At 59.9% G+C, this 21,278-nt stretch carries 15 protein-coding genes and 6 pseudogenes; 7 read left to right on the plus strand and 14 right to left on the minus strand.

Annotation, left to right across the window (positions count from 1 at the left end; all coding sequences use genetic code 11):
* Positions 1-217: 217 nt before the first annotated feature.
* Both MF410_RS05175 and MF410_RS05180 read right to left on the minus strand, forming a co-directional pair.
* The gene (locus tag MF410_RS05175) at positions 218-1,399 is read right to left on the minus strand and encodes an MFS transporter (protein WP_097626010.1); all 1,182 of its coding nucleotides are present in this window, start codon (positions 1,397-1,399) and stop codon (positions 218-220) included.
* 156 nt (positions 1,400-1,555) lie between these two features.
* Positions 1,556-2,573: pseudogene (locus MF410_RS05180) on the minus strand (zinc-dependent alcohol dehydrogenase family protein).
* A 149-nt stretch (positions 2,574-2,722) separates the two neighbouring features.
* On the opposite strand from MF410_RS05180, the gene MF410_RS05185 reads away from it, so the two are divergent.
* Together MF410_RS05185 and MF410_RS05190 are read left to right on the plus strand one after the other, a co-directional pair.
* Positions 2,723-3,619, plus strand: a complete 897-nt coding sequence (locus MF410_RS05185) for a LysR family transcriptional regulator (protein ID WP_097626008.1) — start codon at positions 2,723-2,725, stop codon at positions 3,617-3,619.
* Between the two features lie 246 nt (positions 3,620-3,865).
* Positions 3,866-4,366, plus strand: a complete 501-nt coding sequence (locus tag MF410_RS05190) for a GFA family protein (protein WP_097626007.1) — start codon at positions 3,866-3,868, stop codon at positions 4,364-4,366.
* 182 nt (positions 4,367-4,548) lie between these two features.
* Here the strand turns inward: MF410_RS05190 and MF410_RS05195 are convergent.
* Positions 4,549-4,725 (minus strand): annotated as a pseudogene (locus tag MF410_RS05195) (transposase); the annotation flags it as partial.
* A gap of 88 nt (positions 4,726-4,813) precedes the next feature.
* Positions 4,814-5,416 carry a hypothetical protein gene (locus MF410_RS05200; RefSeq protein WP_097626006.1) on the minus strand — a complete coding sequence of 201 codons (603 nt, stop codon included), beginning with the start codon at positions 5,414-5,416 and terminating at the stop codon, positions 4,814-4,816.
* Positions 5,417-5,477: 61 nt separating this feature from the next.
* On the opposite strand from MF410_RS05200, the pseudogene MF410_RS05205 reads away from it, so the two are divergent.
* From MF410_RS05205 to MF410_RS05215, 3 genes and pseudogenes are all read left to right on the plus strand, one after another.
* Positions 5,478-5,606: pseudogene (locus MF410_RS05205) on the plus strand (dihydrofolate reductase family protein); the annotation flags it as partial.
* 172 nt (positions 5,607-5,778) lie between these two features.
* A complete protein-coding gene (locus MF410_RS05210; RefSeq protein WP_131711347.1) occupies positions 5,779-8,562 on the plus strand; it encodes an EAL domain-containing protein in 2,784 nt (927 codons plus the stop codon).
* A gap of 31 nt (positions 8,563-8,593) precedes the next feature.
* The gene (locus MF410_RS05215; protein WP_097626004.1) at positions 8,594-9,358 is read left to right on the plus strand and encodes a hypothetical protein; all 765 of its coding nucleotides are present in this window, start codon (positions 8,594-8,596) and stop codon (positions 9,356-9,358) included.
* 173 nt (positions 9,359-9,531) lie between these two features.
* On the opposite strand, the pseudogene MF410_RS05220 reads toward MF410_RS05215, so the two are convergent.
* Positions 9,532-9,726: pseudogene (locus tag MF410_RS05220) on the minus strand (transposase); the annotation flags it as partial.
* Between MF410_RS05220 and MF410_RS05225 the strand changes: the two are divergent.
* Together MF410_RS05225 and MF410_RS05230 are read left to right on the plus strand one after the other, a co-directional pair.
* Positions 9,725-10,017: pseudogene (locus MF410_RS05225) on the plus strand (transposase); the annotation flags it as partial. The pseudogenes MF410_RS05220 and MF410_RS05225 overlap by 2 nt on opposite strands.
* Before the next feature lie 77 nt (positions 10,018-10,094).
* Positions 10,095-10,559 (plus strand): Imm26 family immunity protein, encoded by a 465-nt coding sequence (locus MF410_RS05230; protein WP_097626003.1) that lies wholly within the window; start codon positions 10,095-10,097, stop codon positions 10,557-10,559.
* Positions 10,560-11,078: 519 nt separating this feature from the next.
* Here the strand turns inward: MF410_RS05230 and MF410_RS05235 are convergent.
* The 9 genes and pseudogenes from MF410_RS05235 to MF410_RS05275 form a co-directional block, all read right to left on the minus strand.
* Complete coding sequence (locus MF410_RS05235; RefSeq protein ID WP_097626002.1) at positions 11,079-11,717, minus strand: hypothetical protein; 639 nt, start codon at positions 11,715-11,717, stop codon at positions 11,079-11,081.
* Between the two features lie 670 nt (positions 11,718-12,387).
* Positions 12,388-12,726, minus strand: a complete 339-nt coding sequence (locus MF410_RS05240; RefSeq protein ID WP_003593689.1) for a hypothetical protein — start codon at positions 12,724-12,726, stop codon at positions 12,388-12,390.
* Positions 12,727-12,733: 7 nt separating this feature from the next.
* A complete protein-coding gene (locus MF410_RS05245) occupies positions 12,734-13,294 on the minus strand; it encodes a hypothetical protein (protein ID WP_097626001.1) in 561 nt (186 codons plus the stop codon).
* Positions 13,257-15,652: pseudogene (locus tag MF410_RS05250) on the minus strand (SpoIIE family protein phosphatase). The gene MF410_RS05245 and the pseudogene MF410_RS05250 overlap by 38 nt, the downstream one beginning before the upstream one ends.
* Positions 15,652-16,824, minus strand: coding sequence for a class I SAM-dependent methyltransferase (locus tag MF410_RS05255; protein WP_097625999.1), 1,173 nt, complete (start codon positions 16,822-16,824; stop codon positions 15,652-15,654). The pseudogene MF410_RS05250 and the gene MF410_RS05255 overlap by 1 nt, the downstream one beginning before the upstream one ends.
* Positions 16,821-17,312, minus strand: a complete 492-nt coding sequence (locus MF410_RS05260) for a hypothetical protein (protein ID WP_239620247.1) — start codon at positions 17,310-17,312, stop codon at positions 16,821-16,823. Before MF410_RS05260 ends, MF410_RS05255 begins: the two co-directional genes overlap by 4 nt.
* A gap of 70 nt (positions 17,313-17,382) precedes the next feature.
* Complete coding sequence (locus MF410_RS05265; protein ID WP_097625998.1) at positions 17,383-19,035, minus strand: EAL domain-containing protein; 1,653 nt, start codon at positions 19,033-19,035, stop codon at positions 17,383-17,385.
* A gap of 196 nt (positions 19,036-19,231) precedes the next feature.
* Positions 19,232-20,065: a sugar phosphate isomerase/epimerase gene (locus MF410_RS05270; RefSeq protein WP_239620249.1), complete on the minus strand. Its 834-nt coding sequence runs from the start codon at positions 20,063-20,065 to the stop codon at positions 19,232-19,234.
* Positions 20,062-21,267 (minus strand): FAD-dependent oxidoreductase, encoded by a 1,206-nt coding sequence (locus tag MF410_RS05275; protein ID WP_097625996.1) that lies wholly within the window; start codon positions 21,265-21,267, stop codon positions 20,062-20,064. Before MF410_RS05275 ends, MF410_RS05270 begins: the two co-directional genes overlap by 4 nt.
* Between the last annotated feature and the right edge of the window lie 11 nt (positions 21,268-21,278).

Raw genomic sequence — 21,278 nt, forward strand, 5'->3', positions numbered from 1 at the left:
GGGAGAAGAGGGGAGAATCCCGCTTCGCCTGGACTCCATTTAATGGAGTGCCTCAGAAGAATCGGGTTCGTTGGACAATGTCGGCGCGCCTTGCTCCCTCTTCTCCCCAGCGGGGAGAAGGTGGCCCGCAGGGTCGGATGAGGTGGGCACACGGCACGCCGGCGCTTACATAAGTCCAACCAATATACGGCGACGCCGTGTTTCAGGCGGCCACCGCCTAACGTCTCAACCCCCGCGTCACCCCAACCGCAGTCACCGCCGAACCCAGCATGGTCACCGCACTCAACACAAACGGGCTCCACCAGCCGACATGATCGAACAACAGACCGCCGGCGAATGCCCCTGAAGTGATCGCAAACTGAATGAGGGCGACAAACCAGGCGCCGGCTTCCTCCAGATGGTGCGGGACTGTCCGGGTCATCCAGGTCGTCCATGCCGCCGGCACCGGCGTCGTCAGCAAGCCCCAGAAAAGCAGCAAGCCGGCCGTCGCGAAGGCGAAGGGGCCAAGGCCGACGAGCGCCAGGGCCACGGTCACCAGCACCGCCGGAAACCCGATGAGCACGTGGGCCATGTGAGAGCGCAGCATGGAGGGGATCAGCGAGGTTCCGGCGAGGCCGGCAAGGCCGATTCCGAGGAGCACCAGCGAGAGCGTGTTCACGCCGAGATGGGTGATGTCTTCGAGAAACGGCCTGAGATAGGTCGAGAGCGCGAATTGCCCCATGAAGAACAGGATCATCGCCGTCATGCCGAGGGCGAAAGTGCGGTTGCCCATCAGGCTGAAGGTCCTGCCGAGCGATCCGCTTTGGCCACCCGGCATCCGGGGCAGGGCGATGGCTTGCCAGATGAAGGCGATAATGCCGATCGGCACGACGATGAAGAAGGCGCCGCGCCATCCGACAAGGCTGCCGAGGAAGCTTCCAAGCGGTGCGGCGATCACTGCGGCGAGCGCGCTTCCGCCTTGCAGCATGGCCAGCGCCTTCGGCACGTCGGGACCGGAGGCGATGCGGGCGATGATCGCCGTCGCCAAGGACCAGTAGCCGCCGATCGACACGCCGATGAGCGCGCGGCCGACCATGAATATGAGGTAATTGGGGGCAAAGGTGACCGCCAGGCCCGACGCCAGGAGCACGACGGTGTAGCAGAGGATCACCAGTCGTCGGTCGAAACGCGCAAACAACACGTTGCTGAACAAGGCGGTGATGACGGCGAAGAAACCGGAGATCGAGATCGCCTGACCTGCCTGGCCGGCGGTGCTCGCCAGTTCGTCGGCGATCGGGGTCAGCAGGCTTACCGGCATGAATTCCGACGCGACGAGCACGAAGGAGGTCAGCATCATGCAGATGACCGCACTCCACGGCGTCGTCTTGGCTTCGATTTTCATGTCGTAATTGATGTCCATCGGGCTGTCCCTTCTAAGCGGGGTTGTTCATGGCGCCGGGCGACGGCTGCGCGTCGCCGTTCCGGCGACCAGGGTCGCGCCGACAAGCCATGCCAGCGTCGTCGATTTCGAAATCTCGGACGGCTAAGTTTCGGGGGGTGATCCGGAAACCGGACGTCACATTCGCAGAAGCGTCTTGATCGCCGAGCGCTCGTCCATTGCCTTGTAGCCTTGGGCGACATCGGCGAGCGGCACTTCGAGGTCGAAGACCCTTCCGGGGTTGATCTTGCGCGACAGGATGAGATCGATCAGGTGCGGCAGGAAGCGGCGAACCGGGGCAGGGCCGCCCAACAGGTTCTTCTGTGCGAAGAAAAGCATCTGTCCGTCGAGACTGACGCCATGGGGAACGCCGACATAGCCGATCGAACCGCCGGGGCGGCAGGCATTGATCGCCTGCATCATCGACTCCTCAGTGCCGACGCATTCCAGCACCGAGTTCCGCGCCGACTCCGTCAGTCAATTCCTTGACCCTGGCGACACCCGCGTCGCCGCGCTCGGTGATGATGTCGGTCGCCCCATATTCGAGCGCCAGTTCCTGGCGCTGCTTGTGGCGGCTCATCGCAATGATGCGGCCGGCGCCAAGCTGTTTGGCCGCGAGCACGCCCATCAGGCCGACCGCGCCGTCGCCGACCACGACCGCCGTGCATCCCGGCGTGACCCGCGCGGCATCGGCCGCATACCAGCCAGTGCCAAGGACATCCGAAGCCGCGAGCAAGCTCGGGATCAGGTCGTCGGACGGCATGGTGTCGGTTGCGACCAGTGTGCCGTCGGCCATAGCGATCCGGGCATAGGGAGCCTGCGCGCCCGACATGAATTCGCGATGTTCGCATGACGACTGGAAGCCATAGCGGCAATGCGGGCAGGTGTTGTCGGACAGGCAGAACGAGCCGACCACGAACTGGCCGGGCCGGACGGTCCTGACCTCGCTGCCGACCTCGACGACCACGCCGCAATATTCGTGACCCATGTGCTGCGGGGCATTCACCGGTTGAAGGCCTCGATAGGGCCAGAGGTCGGAGCCGCAGACACAGGACGCCGACAGCTTGATGATCGCGTCGGTGGGTTTCTCGATTTTCGGTTCCGCGACTTCCTCGCAGCGGATATCGCCGGGGGCGCGAAGGACGGTGCCGAGCATGGTCATCTCCTGTCCGGGCGGAATGCCCGTCTCATTCTTTGGGAGATGGATAGCACCATTCGATAACTCCGATTAGCCGTTGCAATTTGCATGGACTTATCGAAATCGGCTATTAATGGCGTCGGATCGGAATGACTGGAGATATCGCCGTGGCCCGCGAGAATTTCAATGAACTGCTGCTCTTCCTGGCGGTGGCGGAGGAACGCAGCTTCACCAGGGCCGCGGCGAAACTGGGGGTCGCGCAATCGACGCTGAGCTACGCCGTGAAGGAACTCGAAGCGCGCATGGGGTTGCGGCTTCTCACCCGCACGACGCGGAGCGTGGCGACGACAGAGGCCGGCGAGCGTCTCCGGCAATCGCTTGCACCGCGCATTTCCGAAATCGAGGCGGATATCGCGGCATTGATGGCCTATCGCGACAAACCGGCCGGCACCGTCAAGATCACCCTTTCGAACCACGCGATGGAAAGCGTGGTCTGGCCGAAGCTCGCCCCCGTCCTTGGGGAATATCCGGATATCAAACTGGAACTCAGCGTCGACAACAGCTTCCGCAACATCGTCGAGGATGGCTTCGATGCGGGCGTGCGTCTTGGCGAGAGCCTGGAGAAGGACATGGTCGCGGTGCGGATCGGGCCGGACTGGCGGCTGGTGGCCATCGCTTCCCCTGACTATTTCAAGACAAGAGCGGTGCCGACGACACCGCAGGAGCTCATGCATCACAACTGCATCAACAGGCGTCTCGACCGGGTGGGCGGACTGTACGCCTGGGAATTCGAAAAGAACGACGAGGAGGTCCGGGTGAGGGTGGAGGGCCAGTTCACCTTCAACACCGATCGCGAAATGGTCGCCGCAGCCCTTCAAGGCTACGGCATCGCCTTCGTTCCGGAAAGCTATATCGAAACGCATATCGCGGAAGGGCGTCTCCAACTCTTCCTCGAAGACTGGACCCCCAAATTCGCCGGCTATTATCTCTACTACCCAAGCCGTCGGCAGAACCTCCCGGCCTTCTCCGTCATCGTCGATGCGCTTCGAGAGAGAAATCTCTAGCTCCGTCACACCCGCCCCGTCCTTCGAGGGCCCTGCGGGCACCTCAGGATGAGGTCGGAGAGAGGTTGCGGTACTCTCCAAGGCTCCTCGTGCTGAGGCGTGTAGCCCGAAAGGGCGGAGCCTCGAAGCACCCTCCAACGCTGCTTCTTGCATTCGCCGAACTGCAATCTCCGGCCAGGCTGGACGATCAAAAAACGACAACCTAAAAGAGATGAAGCCCAACCCACCTCTTGAAGGAGGAGAAAAATGAAACGCATCGAGATGCAGCTCAGCGGCGGCTGCCAGTGCGGTGCCGTGCGCTACCACGCAACCGCGATGTTCGACAATTCGCATCTCTGCCATTGCCGCATGTGCCAGAAAGCCTCGGGAAACATCTTTGCCGCGCTCGTTGCTGCGCCCGATGATGTGCTCACCTGGACACGCGGCAAGCCGGGCATTTGGAAGAGCTCGGAGCTTGTCGAGCGCGGCTTCTGCGCCAATTGCGGCACGCCCTTGTTTTTCCACCACCTCGAAAACGGCCGCACCAACCTGATGATCGGTTCGCTCGACGACCCAAACCTCTTCCCGCCGCATGCCAATACCTGCACCGAGAACATGGTGGTATGGTTCGATACGATCACCGGCATCGAAAATACCGGCGCGACCGAAACCAACGGCGCCGACTGGGCTGCGGCGATCAAAGAGAGCAACAACCAGCACCCCGATCACGATACCAACTCATGGGCGATGAGGGGGCGTGAAGGCTGAGGCTATTGCGGCAGCCCTCGTGCTTCGAAGCTCTTGGGAAGTCCACGTTTTAAGCGATTATTCCGCTATCGTATTGCAGTATCATGTTGTCGAGCTAGGCATAAGCGGTGCCAAATTGGTGCCAAAGTGCATTGTTTCCGCTGCGTGTTCTCGTCTTCCAGCGTCTTCAGCCGCTTGGCTTAGGATACGTCCATGCCGCCGAATTTTGCCATCCATTTATAGATGCTGGCATCACTGACGCCCTGCTTGCGGCAAAGCTCCGAGACCGGCGTGCCGTTCGCAGGCTCACTGTGCTCCTTCAGAACGGCGATGATCTGTTCGTCTGTGAACGATTGCGCTTCATTCCCTGGTCCTCTCAATGGGCCAGAGCTGACCTCAAAATGGATTATTCCAATGGGGCAAGGTCACGCCCAGCGGGCTTTCTGGGATGACAGAGTGGACATTCCCCTAGTTGCCCCAGCCGATTTGGAATCGATCAAATCGAACCTCGCTCAATGGCTGGTTGGAGGCGTTCAGCCTCACCGAACGAAGAACGAGATGAAGCTCGGGGGAATAGTATTGTTCGAAAATAATCGGAGGCAATTCCGTCAGTTCCAGACGGCTGTTGATGGCCCAGACTTTGTAGGAACAAGATGCAATAGTTTCCTCTCCCAAGCCGTCGAACCTCATGAAGGTCGTGCCCGAAACGGATTTTTTGCCATTGATGAAAAGCGTGGTGTCTGATTGCCAGTTCTTCTTCTGGGGTAGATCGTCTAACGCAATCGCATTCGCGTATTTCAGCTCATGCGTCCCGCTGGCACTCACTCTCTTTTCGACGAGCAAGGGGTGCAGATATACAGCCGAGACTGGCTGCAGCGAACCGTCGCGCTCCACCAGCCGTTGTTCGGTTAGACCCGGGCCGTTCGGCTTGTAGAATACGGAATAGAAAGGCGCCTCTCTGGTCATCAGCACGCCCTGTTTGGTCTCATTGGCGGTTAAGCAATTGCCAAAGGCTGGTACCGCCAATGTTATTCCAACCAGTAGCGACAAATTTCTTAGCAAGATGGACATCCTGAGATTTCCCTCATCCAAGTCCGCTACCACCGTGCTTGGGTGAAATTGGGGAGATCTAGTCTCAGTCGTCGGCCCGGGGCTCGCCCACAGCCTGACCGAACTTGGCCTGATCGACGCGTATCGGATCTGCCTGCATCCGGTCGTGGTGGGGCAGGGGAAGTCCTATTTCGCGGGGCCTCGCCCTCCGCGTCAGTCGAAAATCCATTCACCATACCAAGACACCCGCGATAAACCCTAATCTCACAACCCCACGCCCAACCCTCCCAAACACCGGCATTTCCGCACTCGTCGCCCGCCCATTTCAACCTTCCTTAAGCGACCGCTGATTAGCGTGCCCTCTGAAATCGAGGGCCTCTTCCATGTTTACCGTTCTGACGTGCGTTACCGACCAGCATGATCTCACGCTGGTCGGGCTTGCGGGTCTGATCTGCTTTCTCGCCAGCCATTGCGCGCTCGTTCTGCTGCATCGGGCGACCTTATCCGATGGCGCGGTTCGGTGGGTGTGGCTAGCGACAGCGGGGGCGGCGGGTGGTTTCGGCATCTGGGCCACGCATTTCATCGCCATGCTGGCCTACGACCCCGGCGTCGTCGTCGGTTATCATGCCGGATTGACGCTGATCTCGCTCTTGGTCGCGATCGTGGCGACCACGGCGGCAGTTGCCGCCAAGATCGCCTATGACAGATGGGTGGCGAACGTCCTGGCGGGCGTGCTCTTCGGCGTCGGTATCTGGTCTATGCATTTCGCCGGCATGTTGGCGATCGAATTCCCCGGTGAAATCTCGTGGGATACGGGCTTCGTGACGGCCTCAGTCGTTCTCGGCGTGGCGTTTTCGGTCGCGGCCTTTCGATTTGCCGGCCGGAGCGGCCGGTCGACTTTGGGTAAGCTGGCGCCGACAGTTCTCCTGACATTTGGTGTCGTTGCCCTGCATTTCACCGCAATGGCGGGGATCACGGTCATTCCCGGGATCACTGCGCTCAATCCCGCCATGCTTCTTTCGCCGGCGCTGATGGCGGTGACGATCGCAGCCGTCACCCTTTCGCTGCTGGCGGCGGGTTTTGCGGCCGCGATCTTCGCCGTGCGCTCGCAGGCCAAGACGGCCGGGGCGGAGCGCAACTTCAAGCTCCTGGTGCAGGGAGTGACCGACTACGCGATCTACATGCTCGATCCGGATGGCAAGGTCAGCAACTGGAATGCCGGCGCCCAGCGTGCCAAGGGCTATAGCGCCGACGAGATCGTCGGCAAGGATTTCTCGCTGTTCTATTCTGAGGAAGATCGCCGCAAAGGCCTGCCGCAGCGGGCGCTTCGAACCGCCCGCAGTGAAGGCAAGTTCGAAGCCCAGGGATGGCGTTACCGCAAGGACGGCTCCTCCTTCTGGGCTCATGTCGTCATCGACCCGATCTATGACGAGGCCGGCGAACTGATCGGCTATGCCAAGATCACCAAGGATAACAGCAAGCAGAAGGACGATGCCGACCGGATCGAGGAGGTCACCCGCAATCTCGACGTCGCGCTCGAAAATATCGGGCAGGGCATCTGCATGTTCGACAGGGACGAGCGCCTGCTGCTTTGCAACAAACGCTATCTGGAAATCTTCCGGTTCCCCGAGGGATCGGTGCGTCCCGGCATGATCTACCGTGAGATCGTCGACATCGGCTATGCCGCCAATACGGAGGATCCCGGCGAGGCGGCCGCGCGGGCCGAGGCGCATTATACCAGGAACATGGCGCTGATCAGATCAGGCGCCGGCAGCGCGGTTCACAGATATCCGAGCGGCATATCCATCCAGCAGAATGTCAACATGCTGCCCAATGGCGGCTGGGTCGTCACCTTCGAAGACATCACCGATCGCCTGAAATCCGAGGAGCAGGTTGCCTTCCTTGCCAAGCATGACGGCCTGACGGGCCTGCCGAACCGGCTACAGTTCGGCGAGAGCGTCTCCGAGGAAATGATGATCGCCGACCGGGTGAGGGGCAATGTCGCCGTCATCGGCATCGATCTCGACAAGTTCAAGGAGATCAACGACCAGCACGGGCACGGCACCGGCGACAAGGTGCTTGTCGAGCTGGCGCGGCGTCTCGATGAAGCGCGGCAGGAGGGCGAGTTCATCGCCCGGTTCGGCGGAGACGAGTTCGCCGCGACCAAGCGCTTCGATGAGCTGAGCGCGCTCCACGATTTCATCGCACGGCTGGAAGGCGCGCTCACCGGGACGGTCACGATCGACGGCTTCGAGATCAAGACGGGCGCCAGCCTCGGCGTGGCGGTTTATCCGAGCGATGCAGCCGGAGTCGACGGCCTTCTCGCCAATGCCGACCTTGCCATGTACCGCGCCAAACAATCCTTGCTGCAGAAGGTCTGCTTCTACGAGGCTGCCATGGACGAGCATGCGCGCCGCCGCCGTTCGCTCGCCAAGGACCTCTGGGCCTCGATCGACCGCAGCCAGCTGCATCTGCACTATCAGGTGCAAAAATCGGTGCGGACGGGCGAGATCACCGGCTACGAAGTTCTGCTGCGCTGGCGCCATCATGAACGCGGCAACATCCCGCCCATGGATTTCATCGGCCTTGCCGAGGAATGCGGCGCGATCCTCCCGATCGGCGAATGGGTTCTCAGGGAAGCCTGCCGCGAGGCGGCGAGCTGGAACAACAGCCACAAGATCGCCGTCAACCTCTCGCCGATTCAGCTCGGCCATGCCGATATGGCCGCCGTCATATCGGAGATCCTTGCGGAAACCGGCCTGAACCCGCGGCGTCTCGAAATCGAGATCACCGAAAGCTCGATCATCGTCGACAAGGATAAGGCCTTGCGGACGATGCGGCAGATCAAGGCGCTCGGCGTGTCGATCGCCATCGACGACTTCGGCACCGGCTATTCCTCACTGGAAACGCTGCGCTCCTTCCCGTTCGACAAGATCAAACTCGACAAGAGCTTCATGGCCGAGGTCGAAACCAGCCCGCAATCAAAGGCGATCGTCCGCGCCATCCTGGCCCTTGGCCGCAGCCTTGAGGTGCCGGTGCTGGCGGAGGGCGTGGAAACCCAGGCGCAGCTCGACACGCTCTTGGAAGAACAATGCGACGAGGCGCAGGGTTATCTGCTTGGCAAGCCGCAGGCGATGGGCGAGCCGGCGGTTGAGAAGGCCGCTTGACCGAAGGGTTCTATAAAAGGCGGAGGTGCCGATGGATAGGCAAGAAGGCTACAGGCTGTTGCAGCGCTTGAGTGAGCTGGAAAGGCATCGAAAGCCGTTCGAACCGGTGCTGCGATATCGGCCGGCCTCTGTCGAGCGCCCCGACTATAACGGTCTCTCGGAACCTGAGATAAAGGTCTTCGAAAGCGCAATGGAGATCTTGTTGTCCGCGCTAGGTACGGCCGCGAACCATCTTAAGTTCGATGGTTGGCAGCAGACGCGAAGCCCGGACCTTGCCGATAGGATCGAGTTCACCAGGGCGGTTCATCGTTTCAATGCTGGCTTCTACGAGCACGAAATTCCAGGCTACGACCGGGAATCCCGGATGCGACGTCTTAAACGGATACGCTCCGTTTACGGAGCATGGGCGGAACCTATGAACGCACTGCCCCCGCGTCTCGAATACAAGATATTTGTCCATCCAAGCAGCAACGAGGTGCTCATTCAGACCGTCGCCGGAAGCGAGGTCGCAATTTTCTTGGGACGAAAATTCGTGCCGGCAGCACTCATCGGACTTCAATGTGAGTTCATCAAGAACCGTTTCACGAGCCCAGACGATAAACAGTCAAGCAGTTACACTGCCAAAAGCGGTGGAAGGAAAATCTCGGGCTCGCTCACGCGACACACCAGGGATACGTCCGATGACTATCAGTTTGAGGCAAGGGTCGGTGACGATTTACCGTCCAGCTTTGACAGCATGAGAGAGCAATTCTTTCACGTGTTTGCCGAGATGCGAACTCTCGGCCGGTCTCTTTAAGCGATTTCAGATAATCTTGGCGACATGTGAGATCTTGGTCGGCGGCTGTCTTGGCGCCCAATGTGCATGCCATTTTAACCTGATGAAAGATAGATTGCTGTCGCGCATTGCACATCGGGCTGAGGTCGGGTTCGCGGCCTCGGCTATGGTCCTAGGCTACGCGGCCGCTCCTCGCCCGTGAACCCTTGCAATATCCGCTCGGCATGCTGCCCGCCACGGCCGGGAGCATAGGTAAAAGCGACACCGGGTGGGGGCACGCGACGCCTGGCGGACCGCTGCCGCCCCAAGGGCGATCATCCCGCGCCAGCGCCCAGAAGTATCCAGTCTTCGTCTTGCGAGAAACCGGGATCGAGAACCGGGGCACGGGTCCTCCAGGTCGATGGGTATGCCGGATATAGTCGGCTGATCGCACCCGACCGCGTCGGCCCTGACATCCGGCTAGCCTATTGTTGGGCGCAAGCTGGTCGAGATCACTCGTATTGGCAAAGCGCCGATTGCAGAGGAAGGCATGAAGCAAATCGGCGAACTCTATCGCATTGAGGCTGAGTTACGTTGATCTTTCCCCAGAAGCTCGCTTCGCCGGGCGGCAGGAACGATCAGCTTCGTTGATTGCGGACATGCGAACCTGGCTCACTCAGCATCGTGCCCGCGTCGCTGGATGTGCCAAAGGCTTTCGTCGGCCCTTTGCGGACTTCTCGGGACCGGCTAAACGTGCCGCTGGAACAGCGAGGGCGCGATGGTCAGAGGCAGAAAGCAGAAGCGAGGCGATATCGTTAGGATCGACATTGGAAACGGAAAGCAATTTCACGCCGTCGCCCTAACACATCCGCTGTTCGCTTTCCTCGACGGTGTTACCGAACGTGAAGAGCCGGTTCAAGACGTGCGAGATCGAGCGGTTCTCTTCAAGCTATGGGTGATGGACAGCGCTGCGAAGTCCGGGCGATGGCCCATCGTTGGAAAGGTTGATCCACCCACGGTGTCCGCGTTGGACGGCGCGGTGTTTTTCAAGCAGGACCGGATTTCGGGCAGAATTTCAGCGTATGATGCCATCGCGAATGCCGACTCTCCGCTCAGCTTTGAAGAGGCGGACTGCCTAGAATGCGCTGCTGTTTGGAGCCCTGAGCATGTCGAAGACAGGCTTCGTGATCATCTGAACGGCATCTCGAACAAGTGGTGGGCATCAATGCGGCCCCGAAAATAGCGCTGATCGACCTTGTCGGAACGCCCTATGTTGCGGCGAAGCGCCGTCGCACCTTCACGACGGCAGGCTTCGAAACGGCAGAAGCTTCAAGGTGGGAGCGAGACAGCGCTTACGGTTCAGGGAAGACTATCGCGAGGTTTTCAGGTGGCGATCGCCGCGCAGCAGGTTCAGCCAGGCCCGCCAGTTTTTCCGCGCCTATGGCCGCGATACGACAATCGTCGTAGCGGAAGTCTCCGTCGAGCAAGGCGGCTTGAGGCGCCACCCCGCCTGTGCACCGAACGGTGCGTCAGGTCGCTGCCCGTTACCCTAATCCGACCGGAATCGAGGCCGGTGGCTCGACTCCGATCGGTGTCGGCAGGTGGATGAGGGGCATCCCTGCCGATCTCTCAGAGCACGTTCGCGCCCCGAATTTGCTCAAAAAAGAGAGCATTCCGTTACTCAAACAAAGACGGAAATGCTCTCATAGTCTGGTGCGCAACATAACCGATTAGCTGCGCACCTCACGCAACCCACTGGTGGCTATTCGTCTGACGTCGCCGGCGCGGCGTTTTCCAGCGAGGTGCGGATTTGATCGATCTTACCGTCCGCATCGCCCACGCCCAGAATGGTCTTCGCTTCAGCCAGGACCGCCGGGCTCACCTGACCGGATTTCGTTGCGGAAGCCAATGCATCCTCCAGCGCCGCGTCCCCAAGCAGAGGATCGGTGGCTGTGGGCTCGATTCCGTTGTCGATTTCATACTGGGCATAAGCCACGGCATAGGCCGAGATGGCCGTCATGCGTGGGTCCGAGGTATGCATCAACGCCCTGTAATTCCGCTTCAAGGAGTTCAGGCCCGCAAGCTGCGCCGAAAGGTTTTTCTCTTTTATGACCCTGTCTGTTTTTGCCGACTTGGACTTGCCTTCCGCTTCCGACGATTTGCCTTTCAAGCCTGTCGATTTGGAGCCGCTATTGGCTGAACCTCTGCCCTGGTTGTCGCTGCCGTGGCTGCCGCTGCTTCCATGACCGCCGCCATTGCCGCCGCCGTTACCGCCGCCGTTGCCACCACCATTGCCGCCGTCCTTCGCTAGCGCGGCCATATCAATACCGGCAATCGTGACCGGGCCTGCGGCAAGAGCCAGCGAGAGCACAGCCAGAGACGCTAAGGTTGCTATCCGCATCGTTTTCCTCCGGATCAGATCAATAGGCGCCGTGCAGTTTCACGACGTAAGCAGTTGTGAAAGATTAAACCGCGATCGCATTCTGCACATCGGACTGAGGTCTGGTCCCGGCCCACGGCTATGGTCTTAGAGGAAACGCCGGCTTAGCTGACTTGGTGAGGGTGGAAAGGTGTGCCGGCCCGATGAAACAGCCGAGACCCAGCGGCTTGTAAGCCCCCAAGTTTGGCTGGAAAACCAGCCCACTCTCCGTCTTCCTCGGCCTTGAGCCGAGGACCCACGCCACGATGCGGTGGATGCTCGGCTCAAGGCCAAGCACGACGGAGGGAGGGCGGGCACAAACATCTATTCACGGCGCAGAGTCGGTTCTGACCGCCGACGTGCCGGCGGCCATCATCGCGGCCAATCTGGTGGAGTCGATGCGGGAGGGGCGAGCAGGAACAGGGTGTGTGCTACACCATGTGAGCGGAGGATTGGGCGCGTGGACGCCAGCCGTGCTCCCTCATTCCTGTGCTTGTCACAGGAATCCCGTGCGCCCAAGTCCTTGGGCGTGAAAGACTTTTTCCGCGCGATTTGGTTCATTCACGGCGCGGACGCGCCGTGGCTGGATTTCTGTGACGAGCACAGGAATAGGGGTGGAGACATGAATGCCTTGAAGCACGGACGCCCCAAATCACGCCAACCGCAAATCAAGAAGCGGGTGCAGCTTCTTGAGGTTCGGGAGGGATTTGGCTTGCCAGGGATATTGATGCGTGCCTTTGACGATGAGCAGCAGGTCGCCCATCTTTCTGGCCTCGATGGTCAACTTGGCCAGGAGATTTATGCCGGAGGAATTGAGGAACTCGAGACCGGTCAGGTTGAACGTCACCTGTTTGTGTCCGTCGTGGAGCAGGCCGGAGATCAATGAATAGATCGGTGCATAGGCGTCCGGTCCGGCCAGCCGGAAGACGCCGTCGAAATAGACTTCGTTCTGTTCCGCCCATACACGGAAGTTTTCGTCGCTGATTTCCATTCTTCGCTCACGGATTGGAGGAGGGCGGCATTGCCACGGCTGCAGTCGTCGTCAGGATAATACGCTCATTATTATTCTCTTCGAATGCCCATGCCATTTTTGCGTCGTAATCGCTCAAAAGGGTCAGCAAGCCCAAGCCGGAACCGCTTGCAGACGATATGGCGTTGGTTTCGATTTGCTCAAGAAGAAGTTCCCCAGGATCCTTCGATTGCAGGCGGCGCAGCAGTTGCTGAAAGCGTGAGGCTGTCGCGCCGTCGATGGTGTTCTTTACCCGTATCAAAAAGCTCCCCTCGGATATGCCGGCTTCAATGAGGATCTCACCCGGCTGTCGAAACTTGACGGCGTTTTCGATCAGCTCGTTGCTGAGATAGCCGATGTCATGATGCGCCTGCATGTAGTCCTTTCTTGAACGTGAAAAGGGCAGGGCCATGACCTCAGCGATGAAGTCGGCCGTCATGCCCGAGTGCTTCCATCCAAGCTGAAGCGGTCCATCGGTCAAGGTGAGGCGCGTGCCCGAATCCAGGCTTATGTCAGTCAGAGATTCGATGCCGTATACCGTTGGCGCCATGACTCGACCTATGCCGTACTGCGAGAAGCGTGATGTCGTCGTAGATTTTCTGCGATCCGATAAAGAGCATGAGTGTCGCCACAATTTCGGAAACGACTTTCTCAGCGCTCAAATTCCTGAGGCGTACGGCTTCGCAGCACAGCCGGTCCATGCCGAACAATTCTCCGGCGTCGTTTTCGGCTTCCGTGACGCCATCGGTATGCAAGAGTATGAGATCCCCCTTTTCGAACGCGATTTCACGGGTTTTGATGAAGGCGGAGATATCCGCCTCCAGCCCGATCGGTATGCCCAGATCCATGGTGTCTATGCGTTCGACCTCGCCGTTTGCCCTGACGACGATAACTTCCTCGTGTTGCCCCGACAGGATCATCTCTTTTCCGTCGTAGTCAAGAAACGCCAAAGTGAGGTGCTTATCGATTTTCGTCCTGACGATATTTTTGAACAGGGCGCTGTTCAGATTTGTCAAGAATTCGACGGCATCGGTGTTTCCGGCTTCCTGCAGGGCGCGGGCGACAGACTGAACCATCAGCATCAACACGCCGCTTTCCAGCCCGTGTCCGGTGACGTCGCCGATGCCGATCTTCAACCGGCTTCCGTTCTTCAAGACGTCGTAATAATCGCCGCCGACCTCTTCCGCAGGTCTCATATAGGCGGCGATCTCGAGTGCCTGAAAGTCCTCGAGCTCCTGATGCAGCGGAAGCACCATCAGCTGGATTCTCTCGGCGACGGCGAGCTCCGTTCCAAGACGTCTGTTTTCTCGCTGCAGTTGTGCGTTCAGCGTCGAAATCTCTTCCTTTGCATCTTCGATTTGAGCGGTTCGCTCTTCGACGAGCTGCTCGAGATTTTCGGTGTGATAGCTGATTTCTTCGGCCATGCGATTGAAGGCTTCACCGGCCTCACCGACTTCGTCCTTGCTCGAAATGGCGACCCTGACCGAATAATCCTTCGTCTGGATTCGTTTGGCAGCACCTGCCAGGGCGCTGATTCCGCTGGTTATTCGTTTCGATGCCGCAAAGACCGCGATCGTCACGATCAGCAGGGACATCAGGATCGCCAGAATTTGGTAGAGCACGATCCGGTTCGTCGCCTCGGAAATCTTGGCCTGGGCCGCATAGAGCGAGGCGTCGATTTCACGCTCGGGCACGACCACCCCAAGCAGCATTGCCTCTTGGCGAACCGGGCCGCTGACCCAGAGATTGGTCGCAGGCAGTTTCTTCACGATGGCGATATACGGGACCTCGCTGCCGTCCTGCTGTAACAGCAAGTGTTGGATGCCCTGTTCGCGGTCGAGGGCCAGTTTGGCGATTGCAGGCTGGGAGCTTCCCTTCAGCGAGCGTTCCAGGCCGGTCACGCCGGTTCCGCTCGCACCGCTTGCGGAGCGCAGGCCGAGGGTTTTTTCGCCCGTGCTGTTAATCGCGACGACATTGCCGTCGGACATGGCGAGAAACCCGAAGCCCGATTGGGCGACTTTGACATTTTCAACCGTTTGCGCCAGCTGATCGAGCGTGATGTCGGCGCCGGCCGTCCCGGCGACATCCTGCCTGTCGGCTGTCCATAGGGGATGAAAGAAACTGACGATCAGCTTGCCGGTAATGGCGTCGGTATAGGGCGCTGTCTGGGTGATGTCATCCGCGACAGGCCGCGTCTTCATATCCTTGGCCCAGCCCTGCCAGGATTCGTAAAGTCCGGGAAAAAGAAGTCCCAGAAATTGGCCTCGTTATGGCCGGGATAAAGGCGGTCGAAAGTCTGGGCCTGGTCGGTATAGGGCGCCGTTCTGAAGATCGGCCGTTCTTTCGAGCCGATGTAATACATCTGCAGCTTCGAAGCACCGTGCTGCAGCAGGCTCGGCGCAACAAGATCCAGAACCGCGCTCGTGCGGATATCGCTCTCGACGTCCTGCCTTGGCTGCCGGTCCTGTCCGAGCAGGTAACCCCAGACGCTCACGACCGAGACCGAGCCCGGAGCGTTCTGAGACCACTTCCCCTGCGGATCATAGGAAAGGCTGACGCTGCCCGGAGATGTGCGGGAGATGGCCGCGCCGACGTCGGAATTGCGCGCGGGATCGTCGATCTGCGCCTGCAGCACGCCGGCGAGCGTACTGACGTCGCTATGAACCTGCCGCAGCAGCAAACTCACCTGTGACGCTGTCGAATCCGCGTAGGTGCGGATGTACTCCTGGCTTGCCGCTTCGAGACCCTGGCCGACCTCGAGCGTTGCGTCGCGCGACAGCCTCTGAACGTTCCAGAGCGCCAGCCCGCCGCTGACCAGCAGGTCGAAGAGGACAGCTCCGCCTACGACCAGGATGAACTTTGCCCGAAAGCCTATTCCTGCCGGTCTTTTCAGTGATCTGCCTCCCATCACAGTGGCTTTCGTCCGGAAGCCGCCCAGATCGGCCAGCCGGCATAACCCTTGGGGTGAAGGGCGGCAAAAACGTGATCCTTGAACCCTTGCCGGAACCTGCGGATAAAGTCCACCGAGTCGCCGCGCCGGACCGCCATCTCACCAGCATAGACATTCTCCCAGGCTACGATGATGTCGGCGAAGTCCTGAGGATCCCCGTCGAGGTTCGTCACCATGAAGCAATCGACCTTGATGGCATCGAATCCCGCATCGGCGAGAAGATGCCGGCTTTTCGGCCCCATCTCGACATCCATGTCGAAGTGCCTGAACAGTTTGGCGACTTCCTCGTAAGTCCATTTGATCGTTTCCGCATGCGGCTCGCCCAGGCAATGCGAATTTTTTTCGTTGGTGATGTAGACACGGCCGCCGGGTTTGCAGATGCGGTAAAGCTCCCGCAACAGCATCTCGGGACGGTTGAAAATCTGCAGCGAATGCCGGCAGGTCACAAAGTCGAACTGGTTGTCCCGAAGCAGCATTTGAGAGGCGTCGCCATAGGTATACTCGATCCCCTGCAGATCGAAGTCGGCAGCGACCCTGCGGGCATAGTCGAGGCTGCGCATGGAATGATCGAGCGCCACAAGCCGTTCCGGTTTGAATTCCCGTTGAACCAAGGCGGCGAAATCACCAATTCCGCAACAGATGTCCGCCATGACAAGGCCGTTGCGCAGGCCGTGGCGCGGCAGCAGCTCGCGTTCGTGCCTCCATGTCATTTTCGTCTGGGTCCGCAGGATGGGGATGAAGCTCTCATCCTCGACAAAGGTCTGGCCCGGATAAAACGCCGAATCGTAGACTTCAATCGACAGGTTTGGCTGTGATGTCGCCAACGTCTGGAACAATGAGGTCGACCAGGCCACCACGCTCGACGTAATGATGACGATCTTCCGTTCCGGCCTTGTCCGGCAGTGTGCCGTCAAAATATCGGAGAGGGCTGTAAACGCCGTCATGTTGATGTGCGTCAAACGTTTGACGTTCAGGTAAACGACGCCGCTGTATTGTTCCAAAGTTTGCCGCACCAGCTTAAGAGCATCGGCAATCTCGTTTGCACTTTCGGGCCGCATCTTGCCGGACAGCAGCAGCTCCTGATTTGTCGGATCAAAATGGACGGTGAACGGGCGGGCAAGCAGGTTCATTGGAAATCCTCGGCCGAGGGGAAATCCGCGATGATCTGCATCCCGTGGGTGCCGTCCTGCTCAATTCGGATAGCGGCACGGAATATGGTGGCCAGATCTTTGAGCAAAATCGTCCCGTCGGACTTCAGGTCAGGCCCGGCGCCCGGGAGAGGCTGGCGTCCACTTGACCTCATGCCGGTGCTCTCGCGGTCCTCGCGGGCAAAGGCAATTCTCAGCCGGTTGGACGTCGCGACGCGATAGAGACTGAAACTTATCCTTCCCGGCTCACGCGTCGAGCGGAAGGCAAGTTCAATGAGTTCGTTGGCCGCGACGGAAAGAAAATTCGAATATCGAGCCGGGTCGCTGTGACCTTGGCCGAGAATGTCGGAGAGATATTCGGTAATCCTGTCGCAAAACTGCCACTGAGATTTGAACGTCGCAACATTCAGTTCCAGCGATACCATCGGCGCCAATGCATGGTCATCGAAGCCAGATGCTTGCTCTTCCAATACAGCCTCCATCAGTTTGTCTGGCGCGTCAGATGCCCTCAAAAAAGCACGGCGAAAAATCTCTGGCTTGCTATACCAGCGCGTGGCTCACAGGTGTTTCAGCCCGGTTGATGAATTCGCCGATCGCCTCGACCGGAAGCGGCCTGCTCACCAGATAGCCCTGAAGCCTGTCGCAGCCCACACTGTGCAGCCATTCCGCCTGAGCCGGCGTCTCGACCCCTTCGGCCGTCACCTGCATGTCGAGGCCATGTGCGAGGTTGACGATGCAGCGGACGATCGTCTGGCTTTTCGGATCGCTTTCCAGATCGGTGATGAAGTATTTGTCGATTTTGATCGTGTCGAAAGGGAATGTCTTGAGATAGCTGAGTGAAGAATATTCGGTCCCGAAATCATCCAGCGAGATCCGTATCCCCAGTACGTTGAGCGTATTCAGCGTGTCGATGTTGTTGACGGTGCGCTCGAGCAGCACGCTTTCGGTGATCTCAAGCTCCAGACGCTCGGGCGGAAGTCCGACAAGGTCCAGCGTCTGCGATATGCGATCCGTGAGGCCGCTCGTCAGGAATTCTGCCGCCGAGACATTGACGGCCACGATGTAATTCTCAGGCCACTTCATCGCTTCGCGGCATGCCTGCTCCAAAACCCATGCGCCGATGTCAGGCATCATTCCATCGGCCTCGGCCATCGGAATGAATGCCGCCGGTGGAATTTTTCCAAGCAGCGGGTGGTGCCATCTCAGCAACGCTTCGAACCCGACAATGCAGCCGCCTTCGGCAAGGGGTTGATATTCGACGAAGAATTGCTGTTGGTCCAAAGCCATGCGCAGGCTGCGGCGCAGCAATTCGCGTTGCTCCAGCAATTCCAGCATTGCGGCATCGAAGGCTTTTGCCCGGCCGCGCCCCTCTTGCTTGGCGGCATAAAGCGCAAGATCGGATGCCTTCATCAACTGCTCCGGATTGGTTCCATCTGGAGGAGCTGTGGATATGCCGATGCTGGTGCCGACAAAGACCGCGATGCCATCGATCGTGAAAGGCTTTTTGAATGCGGCAACCAAAGCTTCCGCCAACCGGTGCGCTTTGGCCGGATGTCCCGAGCCCCTGGAAATGACCGTGAATTCGTCGCCGGCCAGTCGGTAGGCTCTGTCATCGCTGGTCAGGCAGTCTTGAATACGCCTTGCGGCAAATTGAAGAAGCTTGTCACCGGCTGGATGCCCAAGCGTGTCGTTGACGGGCTTGAAATCGTCGAGGTCGAGCTGCATCAGAGACAGGGTCTCGTCCGAGCCTGCGGTCTCCTGCAGCAGCGCAGCAAGGTCGTCGCTGAACTGGCGTCGGTTCGGCAGTCCCGTCAGCGGATCGTGGGTCGCCAGATGCAAAAGGGTCGCGCGCTCATCGTCGACAAGCTCCTCGGAGCGAACCACGGCAAACAGCTCTCCGATCCGATAGATCGTCAGCCCGTGCGCGCCCGGCCTGCCCAGATCGCCCGATATTCGCAACGGCTGGGCGCTGTCATCCAAGGAGCGGAAAGCGAGCGTAATCGCTGATTTGTCCAGCTGTGGAAAATGCTCCCAAAGTGACGCGGCCGGTTTGACGGAAGCAGGCAGTTCATTGCCCAGCAAATTCTCGACGGGATTGAAGTCGCGGTCAAAGAACAAAAGCCGGTCGATCGAAGTCGAAGCTTCTGGCTGTGTTTGTCCGAGGGCCGAGCTGGCCGCACGAATTTTCCGCATCTTCGGGCCTCTCTCAGTCGAATGTCCTAACCAGATATCGTAGCAAATCAACTGTCGCACAACTTGTGCACGTCAAGATTTACATTAGGCACCCCTGATTAACAATCCCAAACCTCTGCCGACACGCTTACGATTTGGGGCACACTGCACTGATCCAACAGGGGATTTGCACGATGAGGACGCGGAGTAACGGGATTTAGGCAGCGGCGGCCCAGAGTTCACGCACCAGCTGCCGCAGCGCCAGGGCCTCAGCCCATCGATCGGTCGAGTTGTTGCCGTCTCTGCCGGTGATCGCATAGGGTTTGGGACCCAGCTCGCATGTAAAGATCAGTTCAGCGTCCTCGGCGGAGCGGGATCGCCAGTGGCGAAAACCATACTCCCACCACTCGATGAAGAGATCGACCCAGGGCCGGTGGTGCGGAAAGGAGATCTCGATCTGCACCTGTTCAGGCGAGGCAACCCGACCGTGAAATGCCTGGGTGTTCCCTAGGATGCGTCGGATCAGAGCGTGGTTTTCCTCATCGACCGGAAAGGCGAATTCGCGGCCGACGAGGAAATGCGACAGGTCGGCCAGCAGCGGGAGGTCGGGACGCTGATCGAGCAGATCCAGCGTAAAGAACAGGTCCGCGGTCATCCTGTCGCGATGCGTTTCAATGAACACGGGGATGCCGGCATCTTCCGCGAGCCGCATCCAGCCGTCGAGAAGCGGCAGGCAGGCATCGATGCGGCGCGGGCGGATATCGGGTTGCAGGTTGAGGTGGCTGACCGGAAACTCCGCGGCCAGTTCCAGCGGCAGACGCAGATCGTCGACACAGCGAGGGAAGCAGCCCCCTTCGATCTTCAAGCCGCTGCCCCGGATGGCCTCGTTGAGGGCAACGACATCGCCCCGGTTGGTGTAATGCGCGCTGATGCCGTCGAAGCCCGCCTCTGAGATCATCGCGATGTTCTCGTCGAGTGTGCGCTCGAACCCATCCGTGTGCCGCCGCTCCATGGCCCAGAGCGATTGGAAGATCAGCAGCTTCTGTGTCATGCGGCCCGCGCGCTCTTCAGAAGCATTTTGAGGTTTACGCCCGGGTCTGCCAGTTCTGCGGGGCTGGGGCTGAGGCCCGCGGCAATCAGCATCTCGGCGAGCTTGATGTCTCTGGCCAGGCCATTGCCGGTGCCAAGGCCCGCGGATGCCGCGAGGCGTCCGTCGTCGAGATAAAACTCCAGTTCGCCCTCCGCGGCCGAACGCAGGACGATCTGATGGGCGGGCTGCGGCAGTCCCGCCACCTGGAGGCCGAGATCATACTGGTCTGACCAGAACCAGGGGAGGGCGCCGAAGGTCTCGGCGGCACCGGCCATATTTCGCGCCGCGGTCTCCGCCTGCGTCCTGGCGTTGCGCCAGCTTTCATAGCGGATATATCCGCCGCCCGGCTGGGCCACCGCCGCGCAATCGCCTGAAGCGAAGACGTTCGGTGCGCTGGTGCGAAGATCGGCGTCCGTCAGAATGCCGTTGCCGGTGGCCAGTCCCGCTGCTTCCGCCAAAGCGATGTCAGGCACCACTCCGATGGCGCTAACGACGAGATCAGCATGCACCAGACTGCCATCGGTCAGGGTGACGCCGTCGTCGCTGATCGCCGCCACGCCTCGATCGAGGTGAAAGCGCACGCCTTCCGCAACATGTCTGGCGTGCAGCGTTTCGGCAAAGCGGGCGGGGACGGCACGGCCCAAAGGTCTCAGCGCGGCTTCGATCACGCTGACCGAAACGTCCTTTCCGCGCAGGACCGCTGCGAGTTCCATCCCGATCAGGCCGGCGCCGATGATCGCCACGCTCCGGCCCGGCGCAACACGGGAGAAGATCGCTTCGGCATCGGCGTGGGTGCGGAAATCGAGTGCGCCCGCTGCACCGGGACATGTGAGCCGTCTCGGCCGCGCGCCGGTGGCCAGAAGCAGCTTTTCATAGTGGAGCACCCGGCCGTCGCTCAAGCGCACCGCTCCTGCGCCAGCATCCAGCTCGGCGGCCGACAAGCCCTTGAGATAGGTGATGCCGGCCGCATCCAGCGCTTCTGCAGCGCAGATCAGCTTCATCTGCACCGCATCGCCGACGGTCTTCGACAAAGGCGGCCGTTCATAGGGCAGGTGGGGCTCGGCGCCGACCAGCGTGACGGGCCCCGAATAGCCTGCTTCACGCAGGGCAAAGGCTGCCCGGGTGCCGGATTCGCCGGCGCCGATGATGACCATACCGTCCATGTTTTCTCCGT

It is taken from the genome of Rhizobium sp. C104 (assembly GCF_022354505.1).
In the GTDB taxonomy this organism is placed as follows: domain Bacteria; phylum Pseudomonadota; class Alphaproteobacteria; order Rhizobiales; family Rhizobiaceae; genus Rhizobium; species Rhizobium redzepovicii.

Coding starts and splice junctions, on each gene's coding strand:
- MF410_RS05175 (WP_097626010.1), bottom strand. CDS start 1,399: ATGGACATCAATTACGACATGAAAATCGAAGCCAAGACGACGCCGTGG.
- MF410_RS05190 (WP_097626007.1), top strand. CDS start 3,866: ATGAAACGCATCGAGATGCAGCTCAGCGGCGGCTGCCAGTGCGGTGCC.
- MF410_RS05200 (WP_097626006.1), bottom strand. CDS start 5,416: ATGTCCATCTTGCTAAGAAATTTGTCGCTACTGGTTGGAATAACATTG.
- MF410_RS05210 (WP_131711347.1), top strand. CDS start 5,779: ATGTTTACCGTTCTGACGTGCGTTACCGACCAGCATGATCTCACGCTG.
- MF410_RS05215 (WP_097626004.1), top strand. CDS start 8,594: ATGGATAGGCAAGAAGGCTACAGGCTGTTGCAGCGCTTGAGTGAGCTG.
- MF410_RS05230 (WP_097626003.1), top strand. CDS start 10,095: ATGGTCAGAGGCAGAAAGCAGAAGCGAGGCGATATCGTTAGGATCGAC.
- MF410_RS05235 (WP_097626002.1), bottom strand. CDS start 11,717: ATGCGGATAGCAACCTTAGCGTCTCTGGCTGTGCTCTCGCTGGCTCTT.
- MF410_RS05240 (WP_003593689.1), bottom strand. CDS start 12,726: ATGGAAATCAGCGACGAAAACTTCCGTGTATGGGCGGAACAGAACGAA.
- MF410_RS05245 (WP_097626001.1), bottom strand. CDS start 13,294: ATGGCGCCAACGGTATACGGCATCGAATCTCTGACTGACATAAGCCTG.
- MF410_RS05255 (WP_097625999.1), bottom strand. CDS start 16,824: ATGAACCTGCTTGCCCGCCCGTTCACCGTCCATTTTGATCCGACAAAT.
- MF410_RS05265 (WP_097625998.1), bottom strand. CDS start 19,035: ATGCGGAAAATTCGTGCGGCCAGCTCGGCCCTCGGACAAACACAGCCA.
- MF410_RS05270 (WP_239620249.1), bottom strand. CDS start 20,065: ATGACACAGAAGCTGCTGATCTTCCAATCGCTCTGGGCCATGGAGCGG.
- MF410_RS05275 (WP_097625996.1), bottom strand. CDS start 21,267: ATGGACGGTATGGTCATCATCGGCGCCGGCGAATCCGGCACCCGGGCA.